Here is a 21042-nt window from a genome sequence, read left to right as displayed (position 1 = left end):
GAAGACCTTCTGGGGATGGCGGGATCAACAGCTGCCCGACGGCACCGTGATTCTGACCTCGCCGTCGGCAGACCTATGTCACCACATCGGGCAGCGCGCTGCTGTTTCCCAACCTGTGCCTGCCCACGGGTGAATTACCCTCTGTCACAAAGGCATACCCACCACGCAGCGATCGCGACGCGATGTGCCCAAACGTCGCCGAACTCGAGAACAAGAACGCGCCTATCGCGTCGATGCCGAACGCGTACTCAATGCCGCCCACGTCGCCGAACGAAACCAGCCACCTCCCTTGGCACCATGCCCGCAGTCGGCGAACTGGTCCGCTGCACGGATGGCCGTTGGATGGTTTGACCGCGGGAGCGGTGCCCACGCGGGCATCGCTTCCGGCCTGGCGCGCTGCTCGGGACTGCCCTCCCTCCCCGCCGGCCCGGCCCTAGCGGAGTTAGGGTTGTGCCGATGAGATTTGCGCTGGCCGGCTATGGAGGCCGCGGGGATATCGAGCCGCTGGCTGCTCTGGGTCGGGAGCTTCAACGCCGAGGGCACGAGGTGTGCACCGGAGTCACGTCGACGTTGGTCGACTTCGTGCAGTCGGTTGGGCTCGCTGCGGTCGCCTACGGACCGGACCCGCAAGCAAGGGCCGGCGAGGATTTCTCCCCCGATGCCGCAAATCAGAATCCGGTCAGCGCGGTAGTCGAATTTATGGAGCGTTTGCCTCATGCCATGGCGGAGTGGGGGGCGACGCTGACGGCGCTGGCAAATGGGGCCGACCTGCTGTTGGTGCTGCCGGACGAACAGGAGCTGGCCGCCAACGTCGCGGAGTATTACGGCATTCCGCTGGCCACGTTGCAGCACCTCCCGCGGGGATATGTGCGCCCGGGTTGCGTGATTGGGCAAATAATGAAAGACGCTGAAGACACCCACCGCCGCGCACTGGGCCTTCCGGAGGCAACCGGGCCCGAGACACGACGGGCGTCACTGGAGATCCACGCCTACGAAAGCTTCTACTTTCCCGAGCGCGCAGCCGAATGGGCGGAACAGAGCGGTCGGCGGAAGTTCGTCGGCGCATTGACGCTGGAGTTGCCGACGGACGCCGACGACGAGGTCTTGTCGTGGATTGCCGAGGGAACGCCGCCGATCTACTTCGGCTTTGGCAGCATGCCGATCCCTTCTCCGGCCGAGACGGTCGCCGTGATCAGCGCGGCCTGTGCGCAGCTAGGCGAGCGGGCGCTGATCTGCAGTGGCTCGAGTCACTTCACCGACATCCCACATTTCAACAACATCAAGGTTTTAAGTTTTGTGAATTTCGCGGTCGCCTTCCCCGCCTGCCGCGCGGTCGTCCACCATGGGGGTGCGGGCACCATGGCTGCAGGCATGCGGGCCGGAGTCCCCACCTTGATTCTCTGGTTCTCGTGGTTATCGGTCGATGACCAGCCGATCTGGGCAGATGTCGTCACCCGGCTGAAAGTCGGCTCTGGGCGGCCCTTCTCGGCCTCCACCCTGGATTCACTGGTCGCGGACCTGCGTTCCATCCTTACTCCGCAATGCGTCGCTCGGGCCCGTGAGGTCGCCGCTCAGATGACCACGCCCGCCGAAAGCATTGCCAGCGCTGCCGATTTGCTGGAAGACACCGCCCGCCTTGGGCGCTTTGGCTGATCGGCCGAGTAATCGGCGCCGACCACGCGGACGTCGGCCTACTACAGACAATGCGAACATCCGCTCAACTGTTGACCACCGCCGCGGGTGACCTGTGCCGCATGTCGGGGCGCTCGGTTAAAGTGTTCTTCAGCCAGTCGTTGCCATCATTTAGTCAAGGCGTTCTTGGGATGGCATGACAAACCGCTACCCGATGGAACCGTCGGGCTGATGGGGCCAAACCGGCCCACCACCACACAAGTTTCATCGGTGCATTCGGGCTAAGCGCGCGCGCTCAGTCCCTGGTGGTCAGCACCCCCAACGTCGACCGACCAGCGCGTCCAAGCTAGCCTTGCCGGCTCCAACACACAGCAGCCACAGCAGCAGCCCTACCAGCAGCCACTCCGGGGCATAAAACAAATTGCTGAGGAAATCCCATAGAGCCGGATACTTCTGCGCCAGATTCGGGCCGATGTCCGTGATCAACGCGCCGACCATATCCCCGGCCAGTAGCAGAGACACCAGCCGGGTACCAAGACCCAGCATCAACGCCGCACCAGAAACAAGTTCCACCACTGCCGTAACCGGGGCGAGCACCTGCGCAGCGGGAACGCCCAGGCTGACAAACATCGCTGTGAATTTTCGAAGATCACCAAGCTTGCCCACCGCGCCGCTAAAGAACATGAACCCAACAGTGAGGCGCAGCACCAAGTTCGGCAGCCAGCCGAGGTTGTTCAGTGCGTCGGTAGTACGACGGTACGCCGGGAGAAAACGTGCGGTAACGACGAGAGATTCGCGGGCCATCAGATACCTCCTGCGTTGATCGACGTTGGCTGGCGCGATAAACAATCACCCGACGCCACCGTGGCCCGGACGATGCCCGACGGGCACACCTGCGTCACCACGTCAGGCGGCGCTCGCGGCTCATGCGAAACCGTGGCGTTAGGGGCTTACGCTCACTTAAGCGGAGCCCTCGGGTAGAGCCAGTTTGCCGAATTGTCGGTCCGCCCGATGTACTGCGGGCAGTAGGCAGCGATGGAAGCGCCGATGAAGTAGCTGGATTGCTTCAGCGAGAGATCGTTGTCCTTCATCAGCTTCATCGCCGGAACGGCTGTTTTATTGCTTTTGTCGAATCCGGCGCACACCGTGTGGGCGATCGCAATCGCAGTGTTGTGATCAGTAACGACGATGCCCTCCTTGGCAAGGGCCGCAACGAACGCAACATCGGTCGGGTCTGCTGATGCTGGCGCGGCGGAAAGTAGCGCGGCGGCGGACAGCAGGAGGGCGCAGACTGTCGACGACTTCTCTGGACCGACGTTCGTACGGGTCATGGCCCTACCCCTATGCGGGCCGCTCGGCCTCGAGTCAAAGAAAGAACTCACATTATGTTAGCCGAAATCGAGACGTTCCGACGTCCCCGCTGTCTCAGCTAATGCTGTTGACGGCGGCGGCGACCTTGGTCTGGAAGTCGGGCGGCAATGGGATGTATCCGAGCGGGGTGAGGCCTTGCTGTCCTTCGGTGATGGTCGACTGCATGAACGCCCTCACAGCCTTACCGACCTCGGCATCGGGGTATTTGGAGCAGACGATTTCGTAGCTGGCCAGCAGGATTGGGTAGGCGCCAGGCGTAGTGGTGGCGTAAACCTTCGAGAGGTCGAGCACGAGGTCATTGGGGTCATGGCCCTGGCCTTTGATGGTGACGTCCGAGATGGTCTTGCCGACCCAGTCGTTGCCGATGTGAACGACTCCGCCCGCAGTCTTGATTCCTGCCACATCGAGGTGCTGCTTCATGGCGTACGACCATTCGTTGTAGGTAATCGCGCCCTCGGTCTTCTTGACTGCCTCCGACGTGCCCTCGTTGCCTTGGGCGGAGGTTCCCACGCCTCCGTTGAATGCTTTGCCAGCGCCCTTGGTCCAGGCGCCGCGAGAGGCGGCCTGCAGGTACTGCTGGAAGTTGTCGGTGGTTCCGGATAAGTCGCTGCGGTAGACGACGTGGATGTCCTCGGCGGGCATGGTTCCGTTCAGCGCGGTGATGGCCGGGTCGTCCCAGCGCGTGATGGCGCCGCTGAAAATTTTGGCGAGCGTGGGTGCGTCGAGCGTGAGGACGTCGGTCGTTTTGACGTTGAAGGTGATCGCTATCGGACCGAAAACGACCGGCAGGTTCCACGCGTCGCTCCCGCCGCAGCGCTGCTTGGCGGCGGCGTACTCGTCACCCTGCAGGGGTGAGTCCGAGCCGCCGAAATCGGTCTTGCCGGCAAGAAAGTCCTGGATGCCCGCTCCCGAGCCGCTGGCCGTGTAAGTGAGCTGCTTGCCCGAGCACGATTCCTCATAGCTCGTGATGAAGTGGCTTATCGCATTGGCTTGAGCGGTCGAACCGCTGCCCGTGAGGTTCTGCTTACCCCCGCAGTCGACTTTGACGCCCCTGGCGTACTTCGGCGGCGTGTCGAGGTGCGTACATGCCGAGAGCGCAAGACTGCCCGCGATGAGCAGGCCGGCGGCGGCCCGGGATCCGTTGTGCTTCACGTTTGCCTCCTCGAAAACAACCGGTTAGCTACACATCCGCTGCCCGATTGCCGGGCCAGAATGTCACGTTGTGCAAGCCTCAGCGCCGCTCGTCGGGTCGAGGACGTCAGCGAGCATTAATAGTCACCAATATCGAAATCGAATCAAGCCAGAAGCGAACAACAGGTGAAGCCATCGTCGGGGTCGGCGGGTTTGCCATCCGCGTTGACATCGATATCCCCGAGGAGTATGGATTTCGGGCTGCTCAAAGGCGCTGATATGGCTTTGAATTGCGTGAACGCGTGTCGGGCTGACAGCGTTCTTGCTGGCTCCGCTCAGAGATCACCACAGTTTGCCGAATTCATCCGGCCGTTATCGCCCGTTCAGTTACCTGACTTAGCGTCTGCGAAGTTGCCGCTGGTCAGTGGGTTGCGCACGCCAGCGAAGCCGCGCCGAATCGCTGGGAGAGGTGACATGACTGACACACTCGACAAACCGCAGATCAATGGAAAGACGGTGCAGGAATACATCGACGAGCGGCCCACCTGGTCTGACGGCACGATGTTGCCGACGACGCCGATGACCGCCATGCAGTTCCGAATCTGGGCGCTCGCCTGCGCGGGCAAGTTCTTCGAGGGCATGGTCGTGTTCATGACCGGGGTGGCCCTGCCGCTGATCTCGATCCAATTCCACTTGACCGCAGCCGACAAAGGCCTCGTTACCGCAGCCTCCCTGGCGGGCATCCTGGTCGGTGCCACGGCCCTCGGTGGTTTGGCGGACACATATGGGCGCAAGTCGATGTTCATCGCGGAGATGATTATCTTCGCTGTGTTCTTGGTGGCGCTGACGTCCGCCCCCAACTTCATCACGCTGGTCATCTGTCTGTTCGGGGCCGGAATCGCGCTGGGCTGTGACTACCCGACCGCGCACATGGTGATCTCGGAGAGCATCGCGACCTCGATGCGAGGCCGGCTCGTGCTGAGCGCCTTCGCGTTCCAGGCCGTCGGAGCGTTCTTCGGCACAGCGTTGGGCTTCGTCATCCTGTACGCGAACCCGGATGTGAGCGCATGGCGGTGGATGTACGCGGCGGCGATCGTACCGGCGATCCTTGTCGTCATCGGGCGCTTGTACATCACGGAGAGTCCCCACTGGCTGGTGTCGAAGGGCCGGACCGAGGACGGTGAGAAGGCCACCACCAAACTGCTCAAGCGTAACCCGCAGTACCCCAAGGACGTATCCCTGGGACACTTGGGCCATGTAGCCAAGGCCGCCGAAGGTCACGGGAGCTACCTGGCGCTGTTCAAGAAGAGAAATCGTCGCGCGACGATCCTGGCCTCAGTTCCGTGGTTCCTGCAGGACCTGGGCGTCTACGGCATCGGTATCTTCACACCGACGATCCTGGCCGCCGTCATCGGCAAAGAGTCGAAGTCGCACGCGCTGGCCGACACCATCCATAACGACATGCTGGGTGCCAAGGGCTCGGCCCTGATGGACACGCTGTTCGTCTTGGGCATCGTCGTCGCCTTCTTCCTGGTGGACAGAGTCGGGCGTATCAAATTGCAGATCGTGGGCTTCATCTGCGCCGCGATAGGTCTGCTCCTGTCCGGGCTGTCCATGCGCCCGGACGGCACCAACGTCATGTGGTTGCTCTTCCTCGGTTTCACGCTGTTCTACTTCATGGTCAACTTCGGGCCGAACGCCATGACGTATCTGCTTGCCGGCGAGGTCTTCCCCACCGAGGTCCGGGGTAAGGGCGCCGGCTTCGCCGCGTCCTTTGCCAAGATCGGGGCGGTGTTGACGGCGTTCCTGTTTCCCATCCTGCTCAAGACAATCGGCACAACCGCGCTGCTCTGGGGTCTGGTGGCGTGCTTCCTGTTGGGAGCCCTCGTGACCTACCTGTTCCGGATCGAGACCGCAGGAGTGAACCTGGAGGACGTCGGGAAGTAGGGACCGCCCCACCCTCGGATGATTTTCTAAGTCAATGACGCCGGCCGCGTCGTGTCCCGCGGGCGGGCAGGCAAGGACCGACGGGCTGCGCACAGCCGATGACACTGTTAGCGCAGCACTTTGGAACGGTCGTTTTTCGCCCACGACGACGGTGACTCATTTCCATCTGGACGCCACACCACATCGAGATCGCCTCGGCCAAGGTCACAACGGTTTGGGTCATGCCGTAGGAGTCCACGACAAGCGTTAGGCTCACTGAGATGCTGAAAGCAATCTTGACCGATATTCAATTCTGGATTCCAGTGGGTGCGCTCGCGGTGGGCGTCGCCCTGCTGGCCTGGCTGCATTAATTGCGGATCGGGAATCCGAATTTCCTATCCAGTAGACATAGCAGCACAGCCCAGAAGAGTTTGGGGAATGCGGTGACGCGCAGCGCGCAGGCGGCTTCTATGCAGGGTCTCGGAGTGGCGTGCGGCCTCGCGGCCGGTGTCTGGCTCGGGGGGGCTGAGGCCCCGACGAAGCTGGTGAATGCGGGAATCTCACCCTTTGCGGTTTCGCTGGCGATGGTGCTGGGCGTGTTTACGGCCCGATGGACGCTGCCCACTCTTCTGAAAGGAACGAACTGCATTTTCCGCGACGTGCTTGCCCGCCCGCATTTGATTGTATGGGCGATACTCACTGGCGCGCTTTGGGCGGTGGCCAATACGCTTACGGTATTCGCCGTTCGCGATGTGGGATTGGCGATTGCCTTTCCGCTATGGAACGTAAATAGCCTGATCGGGATTTTCTGGGGTTGGCTGCTTTTCCACGAGTTACGTGGCGCCGGTTTGCGTGTCGGTTCGAGGGTGCTGGGCGGGGCACTGAGCATTGTAGCTAGCGCAATCATGCTGGCGTTTGTCACCGTGCTGCATCGATCTACAGCGAACGGGCATGCCGTGCAAGGAGTTCTGGCGGCTTTGGGAGCAAGCCTGCTCTGGGGCACGATGTATGTGCCGTTTCGCAAGGCATATTTGAGCGGAATGAATCCGTTGTCATTTGTGACGATTTTTACCTTCGGTGAACTGGGTACGATGACGTTGCTCGCCGCTACGTTTAGCGGTGGCATAGCGCACTTGAATGCAGAACTGCATGCGGAGAGTCATCTAGTGTTCTGGATGTTTCTCGGCGGCTTCTGCTGGGTAATCGGTGATCTTTTCCAGCAGTATGCGGCAAAATATATCGGTATCGGGCGTGGCATTCCGCTGTCAAATACAAACCAGCTGTGGGGGTTGGCGTGGAGCGCTTTTGTCTTTGGCGAACTGACTCACGTGAGCCAGGCGGGTCGCTGGCTAGTCGTGGCCGCAACGTTGCTGATGATCGTTGGTGCGGGCTCTATCAGCTCGGCGGCGGCTCCAGTGGGTGAGCAAGTGTCGAGGCGCACTGCGATCTCACGTGAATGCCTGAGATACGGTTTGAGCTTAGAGGAATGCGAAGCGGCGCAGCTTGGAGCCATGCCTAGAAATAGCACGCACACCAGGCGGCCATGGTGGGACGCTTTAATTGTCACAGCGGCGGTAACGCTTTTTCTCTGGCTTGGATTACAAGCACAAGTGCCACCGTTAGCGATGAATTTTTTCTGGATGTCGACGCTATGCGCTGTGCTGGCACTTGCTGCGATTGGATGCGGTTGGCTGTTGTGGAAGAAGACGCGGTTCGAGTAGCACCGGTGAGCGACGCTTTCCGGCCCGCGCCGAAGCGCGGCAACGACGCGGCCGCCGAGGCGGACACTCAAGACTCATGAATGGCTACGGCGACGGCGCGCTGTCGGATGCCGACATAGCGGCAATGTCACCGGCTGAACGCAAGGATTTGATTCTGCGGCTGCAGCGTCCGCTCGACGAAGTGTTTCCACCACAGCTCGCGAGACGCATGCGGCGGAACCGGGTAACCCTGATGGTGGGCGGCGCTATCGGATTGGTCCCGTGGATGGTCTACCTCGCCTTCACACTGCCCGCGAACTATGTCGCCCACAATTGGCCGGCAACATGGATCGGATTTGACTGTGTGCTGATCGCGTTCATGATCGCCACCGCGGTGCTGGGCTGGCTGCGCCGACAGCTGGTGCTGCTTCCCGGGTTCACAACGGGGGTTCTGCTGATCTGTGATGGCTGGTTCGATCTCATGACCGCCGGGCCGAGCCAATTTTGGGTGTCGGTGCTGACCGTCGCTCTCGGCAATCTGCCGCTCGCGGTGATCATGATCACCGGTGCAGTGCGGATACTGCGACTGACAGCGACCCGGCTCTGGTTTCTCGACCCCGAGACGCCTGCGTGGCGCCTCCCGTTGGTGCCGTAATCGGGCCGAGACCGACAACGACCCAGCACCGCTTCAACCGTCCCCGGCAAATCGCGGTAACCTCATTCTCACGCCGTTGCCGACGCGCAGCAGAGGAGGCGGGATGGCCACAGACGACGAAGCCGACCAAGCCGAACCGACGACGCGTGCTGCCCGCTTCATCAAGACCGCGGTCGAGATCCTCGGCGAGACCGGGCGCACCGACTTCACCGTGCAAGAGGTTGTCGCCCGTTCTAAGACGTCGTTGCGGGCCTTCTACCAGCACTTCAGCAGCAAGGACGAATTGCTGATCGCCCTGTTGGAGCGAACCATGGCGCAGTCGACACAAGCCTGGCGCGCCGAGACGACCGGACTGGACAGCACCGCCGCGATCAAACTGATCATCGACCGGATCAGCGCGGAGCCCGAGTCGAGCACCCAAGACAGCCTGAATCGGGCGATGAACCTTTACAACCAACACTTGGCCGAAACCCGGCCCCGTGACTATGCCCGGGTGCTCTCCCCGCTGCACGAGCTGATTCGCGACGTCGTGCAACGCGGCATCACCGAAGGGGTTTTCCGACCCAACCTCGATGTCGGGCCGGCCGCAGCGATCGTGACGCAGACCATCTTGGGCGCGCTTCGATTGCATTGGCTGGGAGCGGAATTGACCGGTGCGCCAATCGATGCGGCCCACTTGTACGACTTCTGCGTCCGCGCCCTGGGGGCCGACGACGCCGATCAAACGGCAGCGCCGACGCTCAGTGAGCTGTTCAGCCAGATCGGAATGCGGCCGGGCGCTCGCGATGGCGAATTCGCGATGACGATGCCGGTCAGCCCGCAAGTGGTCAACACCTCCGGTGCCCTGCAGGGTGGTCTGATCGCCACGCTCGTCGACGTCGCGGGCGGACAGTTCGGGCTGGAATATCTGCAGGACGGCACTACGATGACGACCGCCGATCTGTTCGTCCGCTACCTGCGACCGATCCGTCAAGGCTCGGCGTTTGCGGTGCCCCGGATGCTGCGCAGCGGCCGGCGCGCGCTGGTGATGCAGGTCGACGTCTACAGCGACGGTGACGGCGACGAGGAGCTGCTCGCGACAGCGACCGTGAACTTCGCCGTCATCAATGGGGCGACCCCAGAGCTTCCCGACTGGCCGCGAGCCTGACCGGGCCCCGGCCCGATTACGGCTTGTTGCGCAGAAGTGGTAACGTCATTACCGCTACCCGAGAATCGAGACTTCTGCAAGGAGATCGCCATGCCGTCCCGCGAGCTTTCCTTCCCGGTGTTCGACGCCGACAACCACATGTACGAACCGCAGGAAGCGCTGACCAAGTACTTGCCGGAAAAGCGCAAGAACGTCATCGACTACGTGCAGGTTCGCGGCCGCACCAAGATCGTGGTGCGCGGCCACATCAGCGAATACATCCCCAACCCGACGTTCGAGAAGGTCGCCAAGCCGGGCGCCCAGGAGGAATACTTCCGCCACGGCGCGCAAGGCAAGACCTACCGCGAGATCCTGGGCGAGCCGATGAAGGCCATCCCCGCCTTCCGCGAACCGGCCCCGCGGCTGGAAGTCATGGACGAACTTGGCATCGACTACGCGCTGATGTTCCCCACGCTGGCCAGCCTGGTCGAAGAGCGCATGAAGGACGACCCGGAGATGACCCACGACGTCATCCACGCGCTCAACGAGTGGATGCACGAGACCTGGTCGTTCAACTACAAGGACCGCATCTTCGCCACTCCGGTGATCACCCTGCCGATCGTCGAGCGTGCGCTGGAAGAACTCGAGTGGTGCCTGGAGCGCGGCGCCCGCACCGTGCTGGTCCGCCCGGCACCGGTGCCCGGCTACCGCGGTAGCCGATCGTTCGGCCTCGAGGAGTTCGACCCGTTCTGGCAGGCCTGCATTCGGGCCGAGATCCCGGTCTCGATGCACGCCTCCGACAGCGGTTACTCCGAGTTCGCGAACGTGTGGGAGCCCGGCGACGAGTTCCTGCCGTTCAAGCCGACCGCGTTCCGCAGCTTTGCGATGGGCCATCGGCCGATCCTGGATGCGATGGGTGCGCTGGTGTGCCACGGCGCGCTGTCCCGCAATCCCGAGCTGCGGATCCTGTCGATCGAAAACGGCGCCGACTGGGTGCCGGACCTGTTCAAGGGCCTCAAGGGCGTCTACAAGAAGATGCCGCAATCGTTCAGCGAGGATCCGATCGAGGCGTTCAAGCGGTGTGTTTACATCACCCCGTTCTGGGAGGACCGATTCACCGAAATCGTCAAGATGGTGGGCACCGACCGCGTGCTGTTCGGATCGGACTGGCCGCACCCCGAGGGCCTGAAGGACCCGATCACCTTCGTTGACGAGCTCACCGACTTCGACGAAGAGGATGTCGCCAAGATCATGGGCGGCAACCTGATGAAGCTGATGAAGGTGTCCAAGCCGGCCAAGAAACCAGTGTCAGCCTGATCCGTCGGGCGTCGCCAACTCTATGTGTGGTCAGGCTTCCAGCCTGACCCGCACAGCGGCCAGTCGTTCCTCCAGCTCGGCCTCGTCGATGAGCCCGCGCCGTACCAGCGAGTGTGCCAGCGCAACCAACCGGCTTTCCGGGTAAGGCAGGCCGGAGTAGACCGTTGCCGACAGCGCGTCCTCTTCGTTACGCCTGTCGACGCTGAGTAGCGATGCGCCGCAGCTGCTTTGGTCAAGTGCGTCACAGATCCCATCAAGGCTCGTTTTCCACGGCGGCACCGGGTTGTCAACGCCATACTTTGCCGCTATGCGGTCCCAGACCTGGTTTCGTTCAACAATTTTCGCCAACGGCGCGATCAAGGGACCCTCGGCCGGATCTAGTCTCCCTGAGTTGCTCACCGGTTACCCCGTCGCTTACTGGTTCACAGGATGAATAGCCGGGCGGGTCTTGGTCACCGCGTTCGTCGTCACACCAACCTTCGGCAACGCGACGCCGATCAGGCAGTCTCGCGTAATGATTTCGACCAGCTGATCCTCGGTCCAGCCCTCGGTTCCCTCGGGGCGCACCGGCATCACCATGAAACGGTGCTTTTGGTTCGAGTCCTCCACCCGGATTTCGACATCCTCCGGCAGGTATAGGCCGAACTCCCCGAGCACTTGTCGTGGCCAGCGCACTATGCGACGACGGAAGTTGGGCGTGCGGTACCACTCCGGTGAGTTGCCCAGGATCGGACGCGGGTAGCAGGAGCAGAGCGTGCACACAATGACGTGGTGCAGGGTTGGCGTGTCTTCGAGCACGTGGAACGCGGTGAAATCACTCGGTGTTCCGAAACCGGTGGGTTGCAACCAGTCGACGCCAACTTCCCTGCTGGCGGCCAGCGGATCCGCGAGGACCAGTTTCTTGAACTCAGGACTAATCCAGGCCCGCGCCACCAGATGCGCGGCAGGGGTCGGACCGATCTGTTCAGCGAACTCAGTGAAGTGTCGGTGCTCCTCAGCGGTGAAAATGCCCTTTTCGATGCATAATTCGCGAAGCGCGATCTCCAGGACTTCGAAGTCGGTGATCTCGTCCACCATGGGCGTGGCGGTGCGTTCGTGGTCGTGATCGTGACCGGTCATGCTGAAGTCCTTTTCAGGGCGAAGTCAGTTGGACGACGGTTTGACTCGGGCGCAGTCAGCCGACTGCCGCGAGCCACCGCTCCGGGATCTCGGTCTGCAGGGTGTCATTGCCGGGGCCGGTGTATCCGTGCCACAACTCAGAAAGATTGAACCGCACGATGTAGAACCACTCGGGTTTCTGGTCGGGGCCATCCCAGGTTTCGTCCTCGGCGACGGGGCTTTCGTAGGAGACAACCGCAATCTCCCCGGTCGCGCCACGTACGTACTCTTGGGTACGGGTGTAGAGCAGCGCGGGAAGCTCTCGCACCACAACCCTGTCGCCGACCTTGAACTTCGGCTCGCCGGCTTGTCCGGCAAACACTTGCGGGTCGCCCTTGCCGACCGCGTGCGTGTGGTGCCGGTTGCGTCTAACCGTGGAAGGGTCACCTTCGAACTTGGGCTTGGCCTCCAAGGACTTTCCCCGCAGGCCGCCCGCATACCGTGCCTTGACCTCGGCCATGCGTTCGGCCAATTCAGTCAAGCCGATGTGGTGTTTTTCGGCGAGGACGCGCGCGATGGCCAGCAGCCACCGCCCGTAGTAGGGCAGGCCGAGGTAGATGGCGCGGCCCAGGTCGACATTCCCCATCCGGCGTCGTTCCTCGGACAACCAGATCCCACGCCAGCCGAGTACCTCACACATGACGTAGGTGTTTTCTTCCCACATCTCGTATTGCTTGTTCTCGAATTCCATGGAGGCATCCGGCTCACCACCGACATCGTGCGGGGTCTTGGTGTAGGCGGTGAATCGCTCGTGATCAATGAGATCGGGCGTGGGCGCGTCCGGGAGTTCCGGGTAGGAAGATTTGAGGCGCGCTACCAGTTCCAGATGCACCGCTCGGTCCAGCGGGGTCGTCATCAGAGTTCCATTCGTTATCACGATCTGGGCTGTGGCCTTGCTCGCGGATTGCCCTATCGGGCCGGCGACCACCCTCAATACACTTCACTCCTACCGCGAACAGGGCGCAACCGTTAAACGAAATTCCGATATGGCTGTGTCCGGTAATGTCACCGGGATGGAGCGGCGCGTCCTGGAAGCGGTCATTTATGAACGCGAACCGCCGATTGCGCGAATCATCCTCAACCGCGTCGACAAGGCCAACACCAAAGACGCAACGCTGGTCACCGAAGTCGACAACTGCTTGCACGAGGCCGACCGCGATCGTGAGATCAAAGTGGTGATCCTCAAGGCCAATGGCAACGGCTTCTGCGGCGGCCACGTAGCCCGCTGGGGTCCCGACGAGAATCCCTATCCGGACTTCGGCGACACCTTCGAGGATCTCTACAAGGGCACCGCCGACCTGTTTTTGTGGCCGACGTTGTACCTGTGGGAGTTTCCGAAGCCGACGATCTCGCAGATTCACGGCTACTGCATGGGTGGTGGCATCTATCTGGGCCTGCTGACCGACTTCTGCGTGGCGTCCGAGGACGCGTATTTTCAGATGCCGCTTGCCCAAAGTCTCGGCGAGCCCGGCGGGCACACCATGATCGAGCCGTGGCTGCTGATGAATTGGCATCGCACCATGGACTGGCTGCTGCTGGCGCCGACGCTGTCCGCACAGGAAGCGCTCGAGTGGGGGCTACTCAACAAGGTGGTCCCGCGAGAGGATCTCGAGGATGTCGTCGAGGAGATGGCGGGCAAGATCGCTCAGATCCCGTTGACCACGCTGATGGCGGTGAAGAACAACGTGAAACGGGCCTGGGAATTGATGGGAATGCGGGTGCACCTCCAGGTCAGCCACATCTTGACCAACATGGTCGGCGCGGCTTCTGACGTTCAGGCCCGCCGAGCCGAGCTCATGCAATCGGGCTTGAAGCCAAGGGATTTCGTGGGCCGCGACGAATCGGAGCCCGCAGACGATTAGCGGCTCCGCTCGCCGGCGAGTTTGCGACCTGCCGCGTGCCGCGCGGCGACATAACCGAAAACCATCGAGCTGGCGATGCTGGCGCCCGCGCCCGGATACGTTCGGCCCATCACCGTCGCGGTGGTGTTGCCGGTCGCGTACAGGCCGTAGATCACCTGGTCCTGCTCATCGAGAACTTGTGCGTACTCGTTGGTGATCACGCCGCCACACGTTCCGACGTCGGCCGGGAACACCCGCGTTGCGTAGAACGGCGCCCGCTGCAGCGGGCCGACGGCGGCGTTGGGCCGATACCCCGGATCACCAAGGCAGTCGTTGTAGGCTGACTGCCCCCGGCCGAAGTCCGGATCCAGGCCCTTGACGGCAAACTGATTGAAGCGCTGGATCGTGTGAGCCAGTTCGTCTGCGGGAAGATCGATCTGGCGTGCCAGGTCTTTGATGCTTTCGGCGCGTTGGACCGCACCGGACTCGATCAGCTCGGGCGGCAGCTGCTGGTTGCGTTTCAGCGGGTTGGCGCTGGTGACGTATCTGCGCACGTATCCATCGTCGAAGATCATCCAGCAGGGCACCGCTTTGTTGGCGTACATCGCCTTGCCGACCTCCACGTAGGAGTTCGACTCGTTGCAGAACCTCCTGCCCGTCGAATCGACGTAGATGGCTCCGGGCCGCTGACGTCCCGAGCCCAGCGACGCGGCGGCAGCCCCGCCGTTGGCGATGAAAACCGAAGGCAGCCACCATGCTTCGTCCAGCAGATCGGTCTTTGCGCCCAGTCGCATCGCGGTCTGCAGCACTTCGCCGGTATCACCTGCGTTGGCGATCGACCACTTGGCCTCGTTGGGTTGGTCGCCGCTGTAACGCCGCCGCATCTCGGCATTGTGCCCGAACCCGCCTGCGGCAAGTAGGACTCCCTTGCGTGCCTCGATGTTCAGCGGTTTGCCGTCGTGGACGATGCGCGCACCGACCACTCGGCCGTCCTCGACGATCAGATCGTCCATCGCGGCGTTTATCCACAGCGGTGGCTGGCCGTCGCTGAGATCCATCAGCGCTTTGAGCATCTGAGCGATGAGCGAGGCGCCGTTGGTGAGGACTTGACGCCGGCGCATCCGAGCCGCAGCGGTGCGCAAGAACACCCGAATGGACACGGCGAAGGCGCGAGGCGCACGGTTGAAGTACTGAACCGAACGAAGCTCGTTGGTCAGCACCGCATAACCGTAGTTCTTGGCCAGCGGCGGCTGCACCTTGTCACGCCAGCTGCCCAGCTCGGCGGCATCGAACGGAATACCCTCCACAGCGCGGCCAGCTTCGTTGCCGCCCTTATGGTTCGGGTAGTAGTCGCTCCAGCCTGCGCAACGGATGAGCTGGACGCCCTTGCGGATCAGGAAATTGATCATCTCGTAGCCCGCGGTCAGAAACATTTCCCGGCGCTCCGGTGACGACGGTGCACCAATGTCGCCGACGACGTCAGCCAAATAGGCAAGCCCGTCCTCATGCGAGTCCGCTATGCCATCGGCCCGCATCAGCGGATTGTTGGGCAGCCAGACGATACCGCCGGACAATCCCGTCGAACCGCCAACCAGCGCTTGCTTTTCGACGATCAACGGCTCAAGCCCGCTGTCGAGTGCGGCCAGCCCGGCCACCATCCCGCCTCCGCCGCTGCCCGCGATGAGAAGGTCGACGGAGTGGTCCCATTGGGTGGTCATCGCGCCTCCGAGGTGAATCCCAGATCGACGATCGGCACATCAATGGTGGTGTTGGTTTTCTGGATTGCCGGTACCAACATGTCGTACGGCAATCCCGCGAGGAAGCCATCAACAACGCGTTCGAAGTTCGAGATCAGCCCTTCGATCTGGTCCGACAGCCGCATGAATTCAAATCCCTTGGAATGCAGACCTTTTTGCTGTCGTGGCAAGTTCGAGAAGTCTTGAGCCGGGATCGGTGGCCAGCGCGGGTCGTCCGGCGCCATCGGCTCCGGTGGAGTGGGCTTCCCCGCGGAGAGATCTGCGGGCAAACGGGTGAGGGACCAGATCTCGAACAGGGTCTCTTCTGGCCCGAGCGGCCGGATCCGATACGACGAGGCGCTGCTGTACGTGGGCAGGATGAAATGGTGGGGAAAGCAGAACCCGATCGCGTCGGTGATCCCGCGGCGAATGAGGTCGTTGAGGTCGGGCATCTCGCTGCCCCGGGCCCGATGCCAGCTGACGACGGCATCGTTGAGAGCGCTGCGCCAGGCGATCATCGCCTCGGCCGGATCGGATGGCAGCTCGATGTTCTGTAGGCCCTCGGCGATGCGGACGTCGTTCTCGTGGGTCATGCCTCCCATGCCGTCGCCGAGGGTGCGCATGAAATAGAGGCTGCTCGCAACCACGGGGTGCACAGCTGCCGACGGACTGCCGGTCTGCGCTGACGGCAGCAACTGCGGATGGGTCTGCGGGACGTGGTAGCCCTCCATGAACGCCGCCGTCGCCAATTTCCAATTCACCGGCAGCCGACATGACTGCCACCACTCGACGCGCAGCGATTCCACCTTCCAGGCGTCATAGATCGACGCGAACGGCTCCATGCAGTCGCGCAACGCCGGGGCGTTGTCGTCGAGGTTGATCCACGCGCACCCACCCCAGAGCTCACACCGGACCGAGACCAGTTGCAGATCGTCGGGGCGCAAGTTCTCCGCGGCGAACACTTCAGGTCGCAACACAAAGGTGTTGCGCCCGTCGATGCCCCAGCACCAGCCGTGGAACGGGCAGACGAATGTCCGCCGATTCCCGTTGCCCTCCACGAGCTTGACCCCGCGGTGCCGGCACGCGTTGTGGTAGGCCCGCACCGTCTCGTTGTCCACCCGCACCACGATGATCGACTCGTCGAGGATCTCGTACTCGACGAAGTCTCCGGGCTTGGGGATCTCCTCGAGCCGGCATGCCATCTGCCACACCCGCGGCCAGAACAGCTCGGCTTCCATCGCGTAGAAGTCCGGGTCGTAGTAGCGCTGCTTGGGAATCCGATTGGCCGTCTGGACCGCCCACGGCACCGGAAGCGGTTCCCAGTTCACATCAGTTCGTGCAGTAGTTGTTGGGTTGGCCATCTCATTGTCCCTTGTGTTGGCTCATATGATCCGTGATACCCGCCCTTGCCAGTAGCGGTCACGGATTCGCCTCTTGTAAAGCTTTCCGTTGGGGTCCCGCGGCAACTCCGGGTCGAATTCAACTGTCCGCGGGCACTTATAGCCCGCGAGGTGTGTTCGGCAGTACTCGATGAGCTCGGCCTCGAGGTCGGGGCCGGGTGTGACGCCGTCGACCGGTTGCACGACGGCCTTGACCTCTTCACCGAACTCGTCGTTGGGGACGCCGAACACCGCTGCGTCGACGAGTTTGGGGTGCGTGACCAGTAGGTTCTCTGCCTCCTGGGGATAGATGTTCACCCCGCCGGAAACGATCATGAACGTCGATCGGTCGGTCAGGTACAGGTACCCGTCCTCGTCGACGTAGCCCATGTCACCCAAGGAGCGCCATCCGCGGTCGTTGGACACCGACGCGGTCTTGGCGGGGTCCTTGAAGTACGCGAAGTCGGGTCCACCTTCGAAGTACAGTTCGCCGGACTCCCCCACGGGAAGCTCCCGTCCGTCCTGGCCGACGACGTGCACCGGGGCCATCGGTATGCCCACCGAACCCGGATGGGCGAGCCACGCTAAAGGCCCGATAGTAGTTCCCGCGAATCCCTCAGTGCCGCCGTAGTATTCGTGGATGATGGGGCCGAACCACTTCATCATCTGATGCTTGACGTCTGTTGGGCACGGTGCGGCCGCATGGATCACACACTGCAGGCTCGAGACGTCGTATTTCTCCCGGACGGCCTTGGGCAGCTTGAGCATCCGCACGAACATCGTCGGCACGAACTGCGCGTGGGTGACCCGGTGGGTCTCGATCAAGCGCAGCACGGCTTCCGCGTCGAACTTGCGCATGATGATCGCCGCGGCCCCAACCCGGTTGACGGCCATCGTGTAGTTCACCCCGGCGGCGTGGTACATCGGTGCCGGCGACAAATACACGCTGGCGAGGCTCATGCCGTACTTGTGGATCAGCGCCATTTCCAGCACCGACTGCGCCCACGAGCCGTTGCCGTCGGCCGGGAGCGGCCGGCGAACGGCCTTGGGCCGTCCAGTGGTACCCGATGAGTACAGCATCTCCGACCCGTCCGACGCTGGCGGCGCATCACCCGCTATCGCCAGGGCGTCGTCATAGGACTGCCAGCCGGCCAGATCTCCCCCGACCGCGATGTGGACGTCGACGGCAGTCTTGGCACTGCGCAAATGCGCCGCGAGATCTCCCATCGAAGCGTCGACGAATACCGCTTTTGCATCGGAGTCGTCGATGACGTAAACGACTTCGTCAGGCGTGAAGTGGGTGTTGACGGCGGTGTAGTAAAGCCCGGAAAGTTGGCAGCCCCAAGTGATCTCGAAGAACTCAGGCCGGTTCGGCAGCACCAGGGCCACCCCGTCGCCGCGGCGCAACCCGGCATCATGCAGCACCGCGGCGACCCGTTGGCTGTTGGCGTACAGCTCGCCGAACGAAATCGTGTCGCCGTCTCCGATGATGAGGGCCGGCGACTCTGCGGCGCTGCTCGCGTGATCGGCGATATTCACCTGCAGATCCCGAAAGGTTAACTGGCCTTTAAGTGGCCGCAGCGCCGTCGGTCGATGCGGCTGCGGCTGCCTGCCGTCGGGCTTGTTCGGACGGCAACACCTTGTCCTTGAACACCTGCTGGATCAGCTGCTGTACATCCTTACTGATCGAGGCGAGTGCGACCAGGTCGTTGGAGCTCTGCCAGTGCACCCGCATGCCCATCAGCTCCCAGGCCCGTTTCAGGTTGGCCTTGGTCGCCAGCAGCGTGGTCATCGGCGCCTGGGCGATGTGGCGGGCGATGGCCTCCACCCGCGCGTCAAGTTGATCGAGGGGAACCACCTCGTTCACCAGACCGACCTCCAACGCCTTTTTGGCGTCGATGACCTCGGCCAGGTACAGGTAGTACGCAGCGCGCCGCCAGTTCATGAAAACCCATGGCTCGATTGAGCATTCGCCCGACGGCATGCCGAAACCCTGCAACGGCGGGTAAGAGAAGTACGCATCCTCCGAGGCGATGACGATGTCGGTAGTCAGCCCGTAATGGGTGCCCCCGCCGACGCAGTAGCCGTGCACCTGCGCGATCGTCGGCTTGGAGAACTCCCACAGGTTCAGGATCGGCTTGACGAACAGGTCGGTCTGTGGCTTCCACGGCGTGCCCATGACCTGTGCGCCCTTGACGAAATCTGGGTAGTCGACCGCGTTGTTGCCGATGGCGTGTCCCGAGCAGAAGCCCTTGCCATTGGCCTTGAGTATCAAAACTTTGATGTCGTAGTCACGGTCGGCGTCCAGCAGCGCGGCGTCGACTTCTTCGGCCAGCTTCTGATCCTGAGCGTTCGCCTTCTCGGGCCAGTTCAGCGTGATCTTGGCGATGGGCCCTTCTTTTTGGTAGATGATTCTCTCGCGGGTCTCGTTGAGATCCATAGCTGCTTACCCTTTCGTTATGACGTAATGACGCCTATTTCGGCGCCGATGTCGTAGCTGGTGCCGATCTGGCCCGTCCATTGCACGGTGCCGGAGGCCCCGGCTTCTATTTCCTGTTCCACCTTCTCGGTGGCAATCACGAAGATCGGTGTGCCCTCTTCGACGTGCTGCCCGGCAGCGACCAGAAGGTCGGTCAGCTCGGCTTCCGAGACGGCCACCGACACCCGTGGGATACGAATAACGAAGTCACCCATGGACTTTAGTCTTCTTCAGGGTGCGCTGTGCGGCTTCGACAATCCCTGCCGCCGAGGGGTAGACCTGCGCCTCCAGCGCGGCCGCGGCAGGGTTGGGGACGAACCTGGCACCCACCCGCTCGACAGGTGCGGCCAGTTCGCCGAAAAGTTCGGACTGCAGGATCGCGGCGATCTCTGCTCCCGGCCCGGCGAATTGGACGGCGTCGTGGACGATCACGGCTCTTCGGGTGCGGCGTGCGGATTCGACGATCGTCTCGACGTCGAGGGGAACGAGGGTACGTAGATCGACGACCTCGGCGCTCACCCCCTGGTCGGCCAATGTGGCTGCGGCCGCGAGGGCTTCGTGCACGCTGCGACCATAGCTGATCAGGCTGACGTCGGTGCCCGCTTGCTTGACGTCGGCCTGGCCCAGCGGAATCGAGAACCCGGGATCAACTGGAACGGGTCCCTTCTTGCCTTGCAGACGAATAGTTTCGACGAACAGGCAGGGGTCCTCATCGAAGATCGCCGATGTCAGTAGGCCTTTGCCATCGCGTGGGGTGGAGGGCACGATCACCTTCATCCCGGGGATGTGCATGAACCACGCCTCCAGGCTCTGCGAGTGCGTGGCACCGGTGGCCAGCCCGGCGTAAACCTGAGTACGGATGGTGATCGGCGCGGTGGTGCGCCCGCCGGTCATGAATCGCAGCTTGGCGGCGTTGTTGATCAGCTGGTCGGCGGCGATGCCGATGAAATCCATGATCATGATCTCGGCGACCGGCAGCATCCCGTCGATGGCGGCTCCGATCGCCGCGCCGACGATCGCCGCTTCTGAGATGGGTGTGTCCAGCACCCGGTCGTGCCCGTACTTCGTCGACAACCCCGCCGTGGGTCCGGATGCGCCGGGATCGGCGATGTCCTCGCCGAGCAAAAACACTCTGTCGTCGGCCTTTAGCGCCTCGTCCAGCGCGAGGTTCAGCGCCTCGCGCATCGTCATCTCTTTTTCTTGCATGTCCTCACACCGGGAACTTGATCGGGGTCGCATACACGTCGTGGTCGAGCTCATCGATCGAGGGGGCATCAGCGCTCATGACCGTCTGCAACGCGGATTCCACGGTCGCCAGCGCCTCGCTGTCGATGCGGTCGAGCTCCTCCTCGCCACAGATGCCGGCTTCGGCGAGGTGGCTGCGGAACCGCGGCACCGGGTCGGCCGCCATCGCCGCGGCTAGTTGGTCCTTGGGTATGTACGGCATCCGGTCACCGAAGTAGTGGCCGCGGAAGCGAAATGTCACGCACTCGATGAACGTCGGCCCGTCGCCGGAGCGCGCTCGCTGCAGTGCCTCATCCAGCGCGGCTTTCACGGCCAGCGGATCGTTGCCGTCGACGCGAACACCCGG

The 21042-nt window shown here is 62.6% G+C and carries 20 protein-coding genes and 1 pseudogene; 8 read left to right on the top strand and 13 right to left on the bottom strand.

The features are described 5' to 3' along the window. Together VEI45_RS10320 and VEI45_RS10315 are read left to right on the top strand one after the other, a co-directional pair. Positions 1-259, top strand: a pseudogene (locus tag VEI45_RS10320) (hypothetical protein); the annotation flags it as partial. Positions 260-456: 197 nt separating this feature from the next. Continuing rightward, a complete protein-coding gene (locus VEI45_RS10315) occupies positions 457-1653 on the top strand; it encodes a glycosyltransferase (RefSeq protein WP_324852768.1) in 1197 nt (398 codons plus the stop codon). A 288-nt stretch (positions 1654-1941) separates the two neighbouring features. Here VEI45_RS10315 and VEI45_RS10310 read toward each other — a convergent pair whose 3' ends face one another. From VEI45_RS10310 to pstS, 3 genes are all read right to left on the bottom strand, one after another. Further along, positions 1942-2436, bottom strand: a complete 495-nt coding sequence (locus tag VEI45_RS10310; RefSeq protein ID WP_324852766.1) for a DoxX family protein — start codon at positions 2434-2436, stop codon at positions 1942-1944. A gap of 152 nt (positions 2437-2588) precedes the next feature. Beyond that, positions 2589-2963 carry a DUF732 domain-containing protein gene (locus VEI45_RS10305; RefSeq protein WP_324852764.1) on the bottom strand — a complete coding sequence of 125 codons (375 nt, stop codon included), beginning with the start codon at positions 2961-2963 and terminating at the stop codon, positions 2589-2591. 94 nt (positions 2964-3057) lie between these two features. Then, positions 3058-4155, bottom strand: a complete 1098-nt coding sequence (gene pstS / locus VEI45_RS10300; RefSeq protein WP_324852762.1) for a phosphate ABC transporter substrate-binding protein PstS — start codon at positions 4153-4155, stop codon at positions 3058-3060. Positions 4156-4608: 453 nt separating this feature from the next. Here pstS and VEI45_RS10295 point away from each other — a divergent pair, with 453 nt between their 5' ends. From VEI45_RS10295 to VEI45_RS10275, 5 genes are all read left to right on the top strand, one after another. Next, a complete protein-coding gene (locus VEI45_RS10295) occupies positions 4609-6081 on the top strand; it encodes an MFS transporter (RefSeq protein ID WP_324852760.1) in 1473 nt (490 codons plus the stop codon). A 422-nt stretch (positions 6082-6503) separates the two neighbouring features. Continuing rightward, entirely contained in the window at positions 6504-7781 is a 1278-nt protein-coding gene (locus tag VEI45_RS10290; RefSeq protein WP_324852758.1) for a GRP family sugar transporter, read from the top strand. 76 nt (positions 7782-7857) lie between these two features. Then, positions 7858-8415 (top strand): hypothetical protein, encoded by a 558-nt coding sequence (locus VEI45_RS10285; protein ID WP_324852756.1) that lies wholly within the window; start codon positions 7858-7860, stop codon positions 8413-8415. A gap of 103 nt (positions 8416-8518) precedes the next feature. Continuing rightward, positions 8519-9562, top strand: a complete 1044-nt coding sequence (locus VEI45_RS10280) for a hotdog fold thioesterase (protein ID WP_324852754.1) — start codon at positions 8519-8521, stop codon at positions 9560-9562. Positions 9563-9652: 90 nt separating this feature from the next. After that, entirely contained in the window at positions 9653-10858 is a 1206-nt protein-coding gene (locus VEI45_RS10275; RefSeq protein WP_324852752.1) for an amidohydrolase family protein, read from the top strand. 30 nt (positions 10859-10888) lie between these two features. Here VEI45_RS10275 and VEI45_RS10270 read toward each other — a convergent pair whose 3' ends face one another. From VEI45_RS10270 to VEI45_RS10260, 3 genes are read right to left on the bottom strand one after another with little or no spacing between them, the layout of a single operon-like run. Continuing rightward, positions 10889-11257, bottom strand: coding sequence for a thiocyanate hydrolase (locus VEI45_RS10270; protein ID WP_324852750.1), 369 nt, complete (start codon positions 11255-11257; stop codon positions 10889-10891). Between the two features lie 15 nt (positions 11258-11272). After that, a complete protein-coding gene (gene scnC / locus VEI45_RS10265) occupies positions 11273-11977 on the bottom strand; it encodes a thiocyanate hydrolase subunit gamma (RefSeq protein WP_324852748.1) in 705 nt (234 codons plus the stop codon). Between the two features lie 55 nt (positions 11978-12032). After that, the gene (locus VEI45_RS10260; RefSeq protein WP_324852746.1) at positions 12033-12872 is read right to left on the bottom strand and encodes an SH3-like domain-containing protein; all 840 of its coding nucleotides are present in this window, start codon (positions 12870-12872) and stop codon (positions 12033-12035) included. A gap of 157 nt (positions 12873-13029) precedes the next feature. On the opposite strand from VEI45_RS10260, the gene VEI45_RS10255 reads away from it, so the two are divergent. Next, positions 13030-13878: an enoyl-CoA hydratase-related protein gene (locus VEI45_RS10255; RefSeq protein ID WP_324852770.1), complete on the top strand. Its 849-nt coding sequence runs from the start codon at positions 13030-13032 to the stop codon at positions 13876-13878. Here the strand turns inward: VEI45_RS10255 and VEI45_RS10250 are convergent. From VEI45_RS10250 to VEI45_RS10220, 7 genes are all read right to left on the bottom strand, one after another. After that, entirely contained in the window at positions 13875-15575 is a 1701-nt protein-coding gene (locus VEI45_RS10250; protein WP_324852744.1) for an FAD-binding protein, read from the bottom strand. The genes VEI45_RS10255 and VEI45_RS10250 overlap by 4 nt on opposite strands. Further along, the gene (locus VEI45_RS10245; protein ID WP_324852742.1) at positions 15572-16954 is read right to left on the bottom strand and encodes an aromatic ring-hydroxylating dioxygenase subunit alpha; all 1383 of its coding nucleotides are present in this window, start codon (positions 16952-16954) and stop codon (positions 15572-15574) included. Before VEI45_RS10245 ends, VEI45_RS10250 begins: the two co-directional genes overlap by 4 nt. A gap of 21 nt (positions 16955-16975) precedes the next feature. Beyond that, complete coding sequence (locus VEI45_RS10240; protein WP_324852741.1) at positions 16976-18511, bottom strand: acyl-CoA synthetase; 1536 nt, start codon at positions 18509-18511, stop codon at positions 16976-16978. A 28-nt stretch (positions 18512-18539) separates the two neighbouring features. Beyond that, positions 18540-19412: an enoyl-CoA hydratase-related protein gene (locus tag VEI45_RS10235; protein ID WP_324852739.1), complete on the bottom strand. Its 873-nt coding sequence runs from the start codon at positions 19410-19412 to the stop codon at positions 18540-18542. Positions 19413-19429: 17 nt separating this feature from the next. After that, entirely contained in the window at positions 19430-19666 is a 237-nt protein-coding gene (locus tag VEI45_RS10230) for a biotin/lipoyl-containing protein (RefSeq protein ID WP_324852736.1), read from the bottom strand. Further along, a complete protein-coding gene (locus tag VEI45_RS10225) occupies positions 19659-20657 on the bottom strand; it encodes an alpha-ketoacid dehydrogenase subunit beta (RefSeq protein WP_324852734.1) in 999 nt (332 codons plus the stop codon). Before VEI45_RS10225 ends, VEI45_RS10230 begins: the two co-directional genes overlap by 8 nt. A gap of 4 nt (positions 20658-20661) precedes the next feature. Then, positions 20662-21042: thiamine pyrophosphate-dependent enzyme (locus VEI45_RS10220; protein ID WP_324852732.1), on the bottom strand; the 381-nt coding region annotated here is incomplete at its 5' end.

It is taken from the genome of Mycobacterium sp., from assembly GCF_035623875.1.
In the GTDB taxonomy this organism is placed as follows: domain Bacteria; phylum Actinomycetota; class Actinomycetes; order Mycobacteriales; family Mycobacteriaceae; genus Mycobacterium.
Note: the sequence above shows the minus strand (reverse complement) of the source record. Positions and strands in the feature narration are given on the sequence as shown.

What these genes read in the sequence shown, in the direction of transcription:
- VEI45_RS10260 (WP_324852746.1), bottom strand. Translation starts at nt 12,872, where the DNA reads ATGACGACCCCGCTGGACCGAGCGGTGCATCTGGAACTGGTAGCGCGC.
- VEI45_RS10250 (WP_324852744.1), bottom strand. Translation starts at nt 15,575, where the DNA reads ATGACCACCCAATGGGACCACTCCGTCGACCTTCTCATCGCGGGCAGC.
- scnC (WP_324852748.1), bottom strand. Translation starts at nt 11,977, where the DNA reads ATGACCGGTCACGATCACGACCACGAACGCACCGCCACGCCCATGGTG.
- VEI45_RS10225 (WP_324852734.1), bottom strand. Translation starts at nt 20,657, where the DNA reads ATGCAAGAAAAAGAGATGACGATGCGCGAGGCGCTGAACCTCGCGCTG.
- VEI45_RS10310 (WP_324852766.1), bottom strand. Translation starts at nt 2,436, where the DNA reads ATGGCCCGCGAATCTCTCGTCGTTACCGCACGTTTTCTCCCGGCGTAC.
- VEI45_RS10235 (WP_324852739.1), bottom strand. Translation starts at nt 19,412, where the DNA reads ATGGATCTCAACGAGACCCGCGAGAGAATCATCTACCAAAAAGAAGGG.
- VEI45_RS10280 (WP_324852754.1), top strand. Translation starts at nt 8,519, where the DNA reads ATGGCCACAGACGACGAAGCCGACCAAGCCGAACCGACGACGCGTGCT.
- VEI45_RS10230 (WP_324852736.1), bottom strand. Translation starts at nt 19,666, where the DNA reads ATGGGTGACTTCGTTATTCGTATCCCACGGGTGTCGGTGGCCGTCTCG.
- VEI45_RS10275 (WP_324852752.1), top strand. Translation starts at nt 9,653, where the DNA reads ATGCCGTCCCGCGAGCTTTCCTTCCCGGTGTTCGACGCCGACAACCAC.
- VEI45_RS10315 (WP_324852768.1), top strand. Translation starts at nt 457, where the DNA reads ATGAGATTTGCGCTGGCCGGCTATGGAGGCCGCGGGGATATCGAGCCG.
- VEI45_RS10245 (WP_324852742.1), bottom strand. Translation starts at nt 16,954, where the DNA reads ATGGCCAACCCAACAACTACTGCACGAACTGATGTGAACTGGGAACCG.
- VEI45_RS10295 (WP_324852760.1), top strand. Translation starts at nt 4,609, where the DNA reads ATGACTGACACACTCGACAAACCGCAGATCAATGGAAAGACGGTGCAG.
- VEI45_RS10285 (WP_324852756.1), top strand. Translation starts at nt 7,858, where the DNA reads ATGAATGGCTACGGCGACGGCGCGCTGTCGGATGCCGACATAGCGGCA.
- VEI45_RS10255 (WP_324852770.1), top strand. Translation starts at nt 13,030, where the DNA reads ATGGAGCGGCGCGTCCTGGAAGCGGTCATTTATGAACGCGAACCGCCG.
- VEI45_RS10305 (WP_324852764.1), bottom strand. Translation starts at nt 2,963, where the DNA reads ATGACCCGTACGAACGTCGGTCCAGAGAAGTCGTCGACAGTCTGCGCC.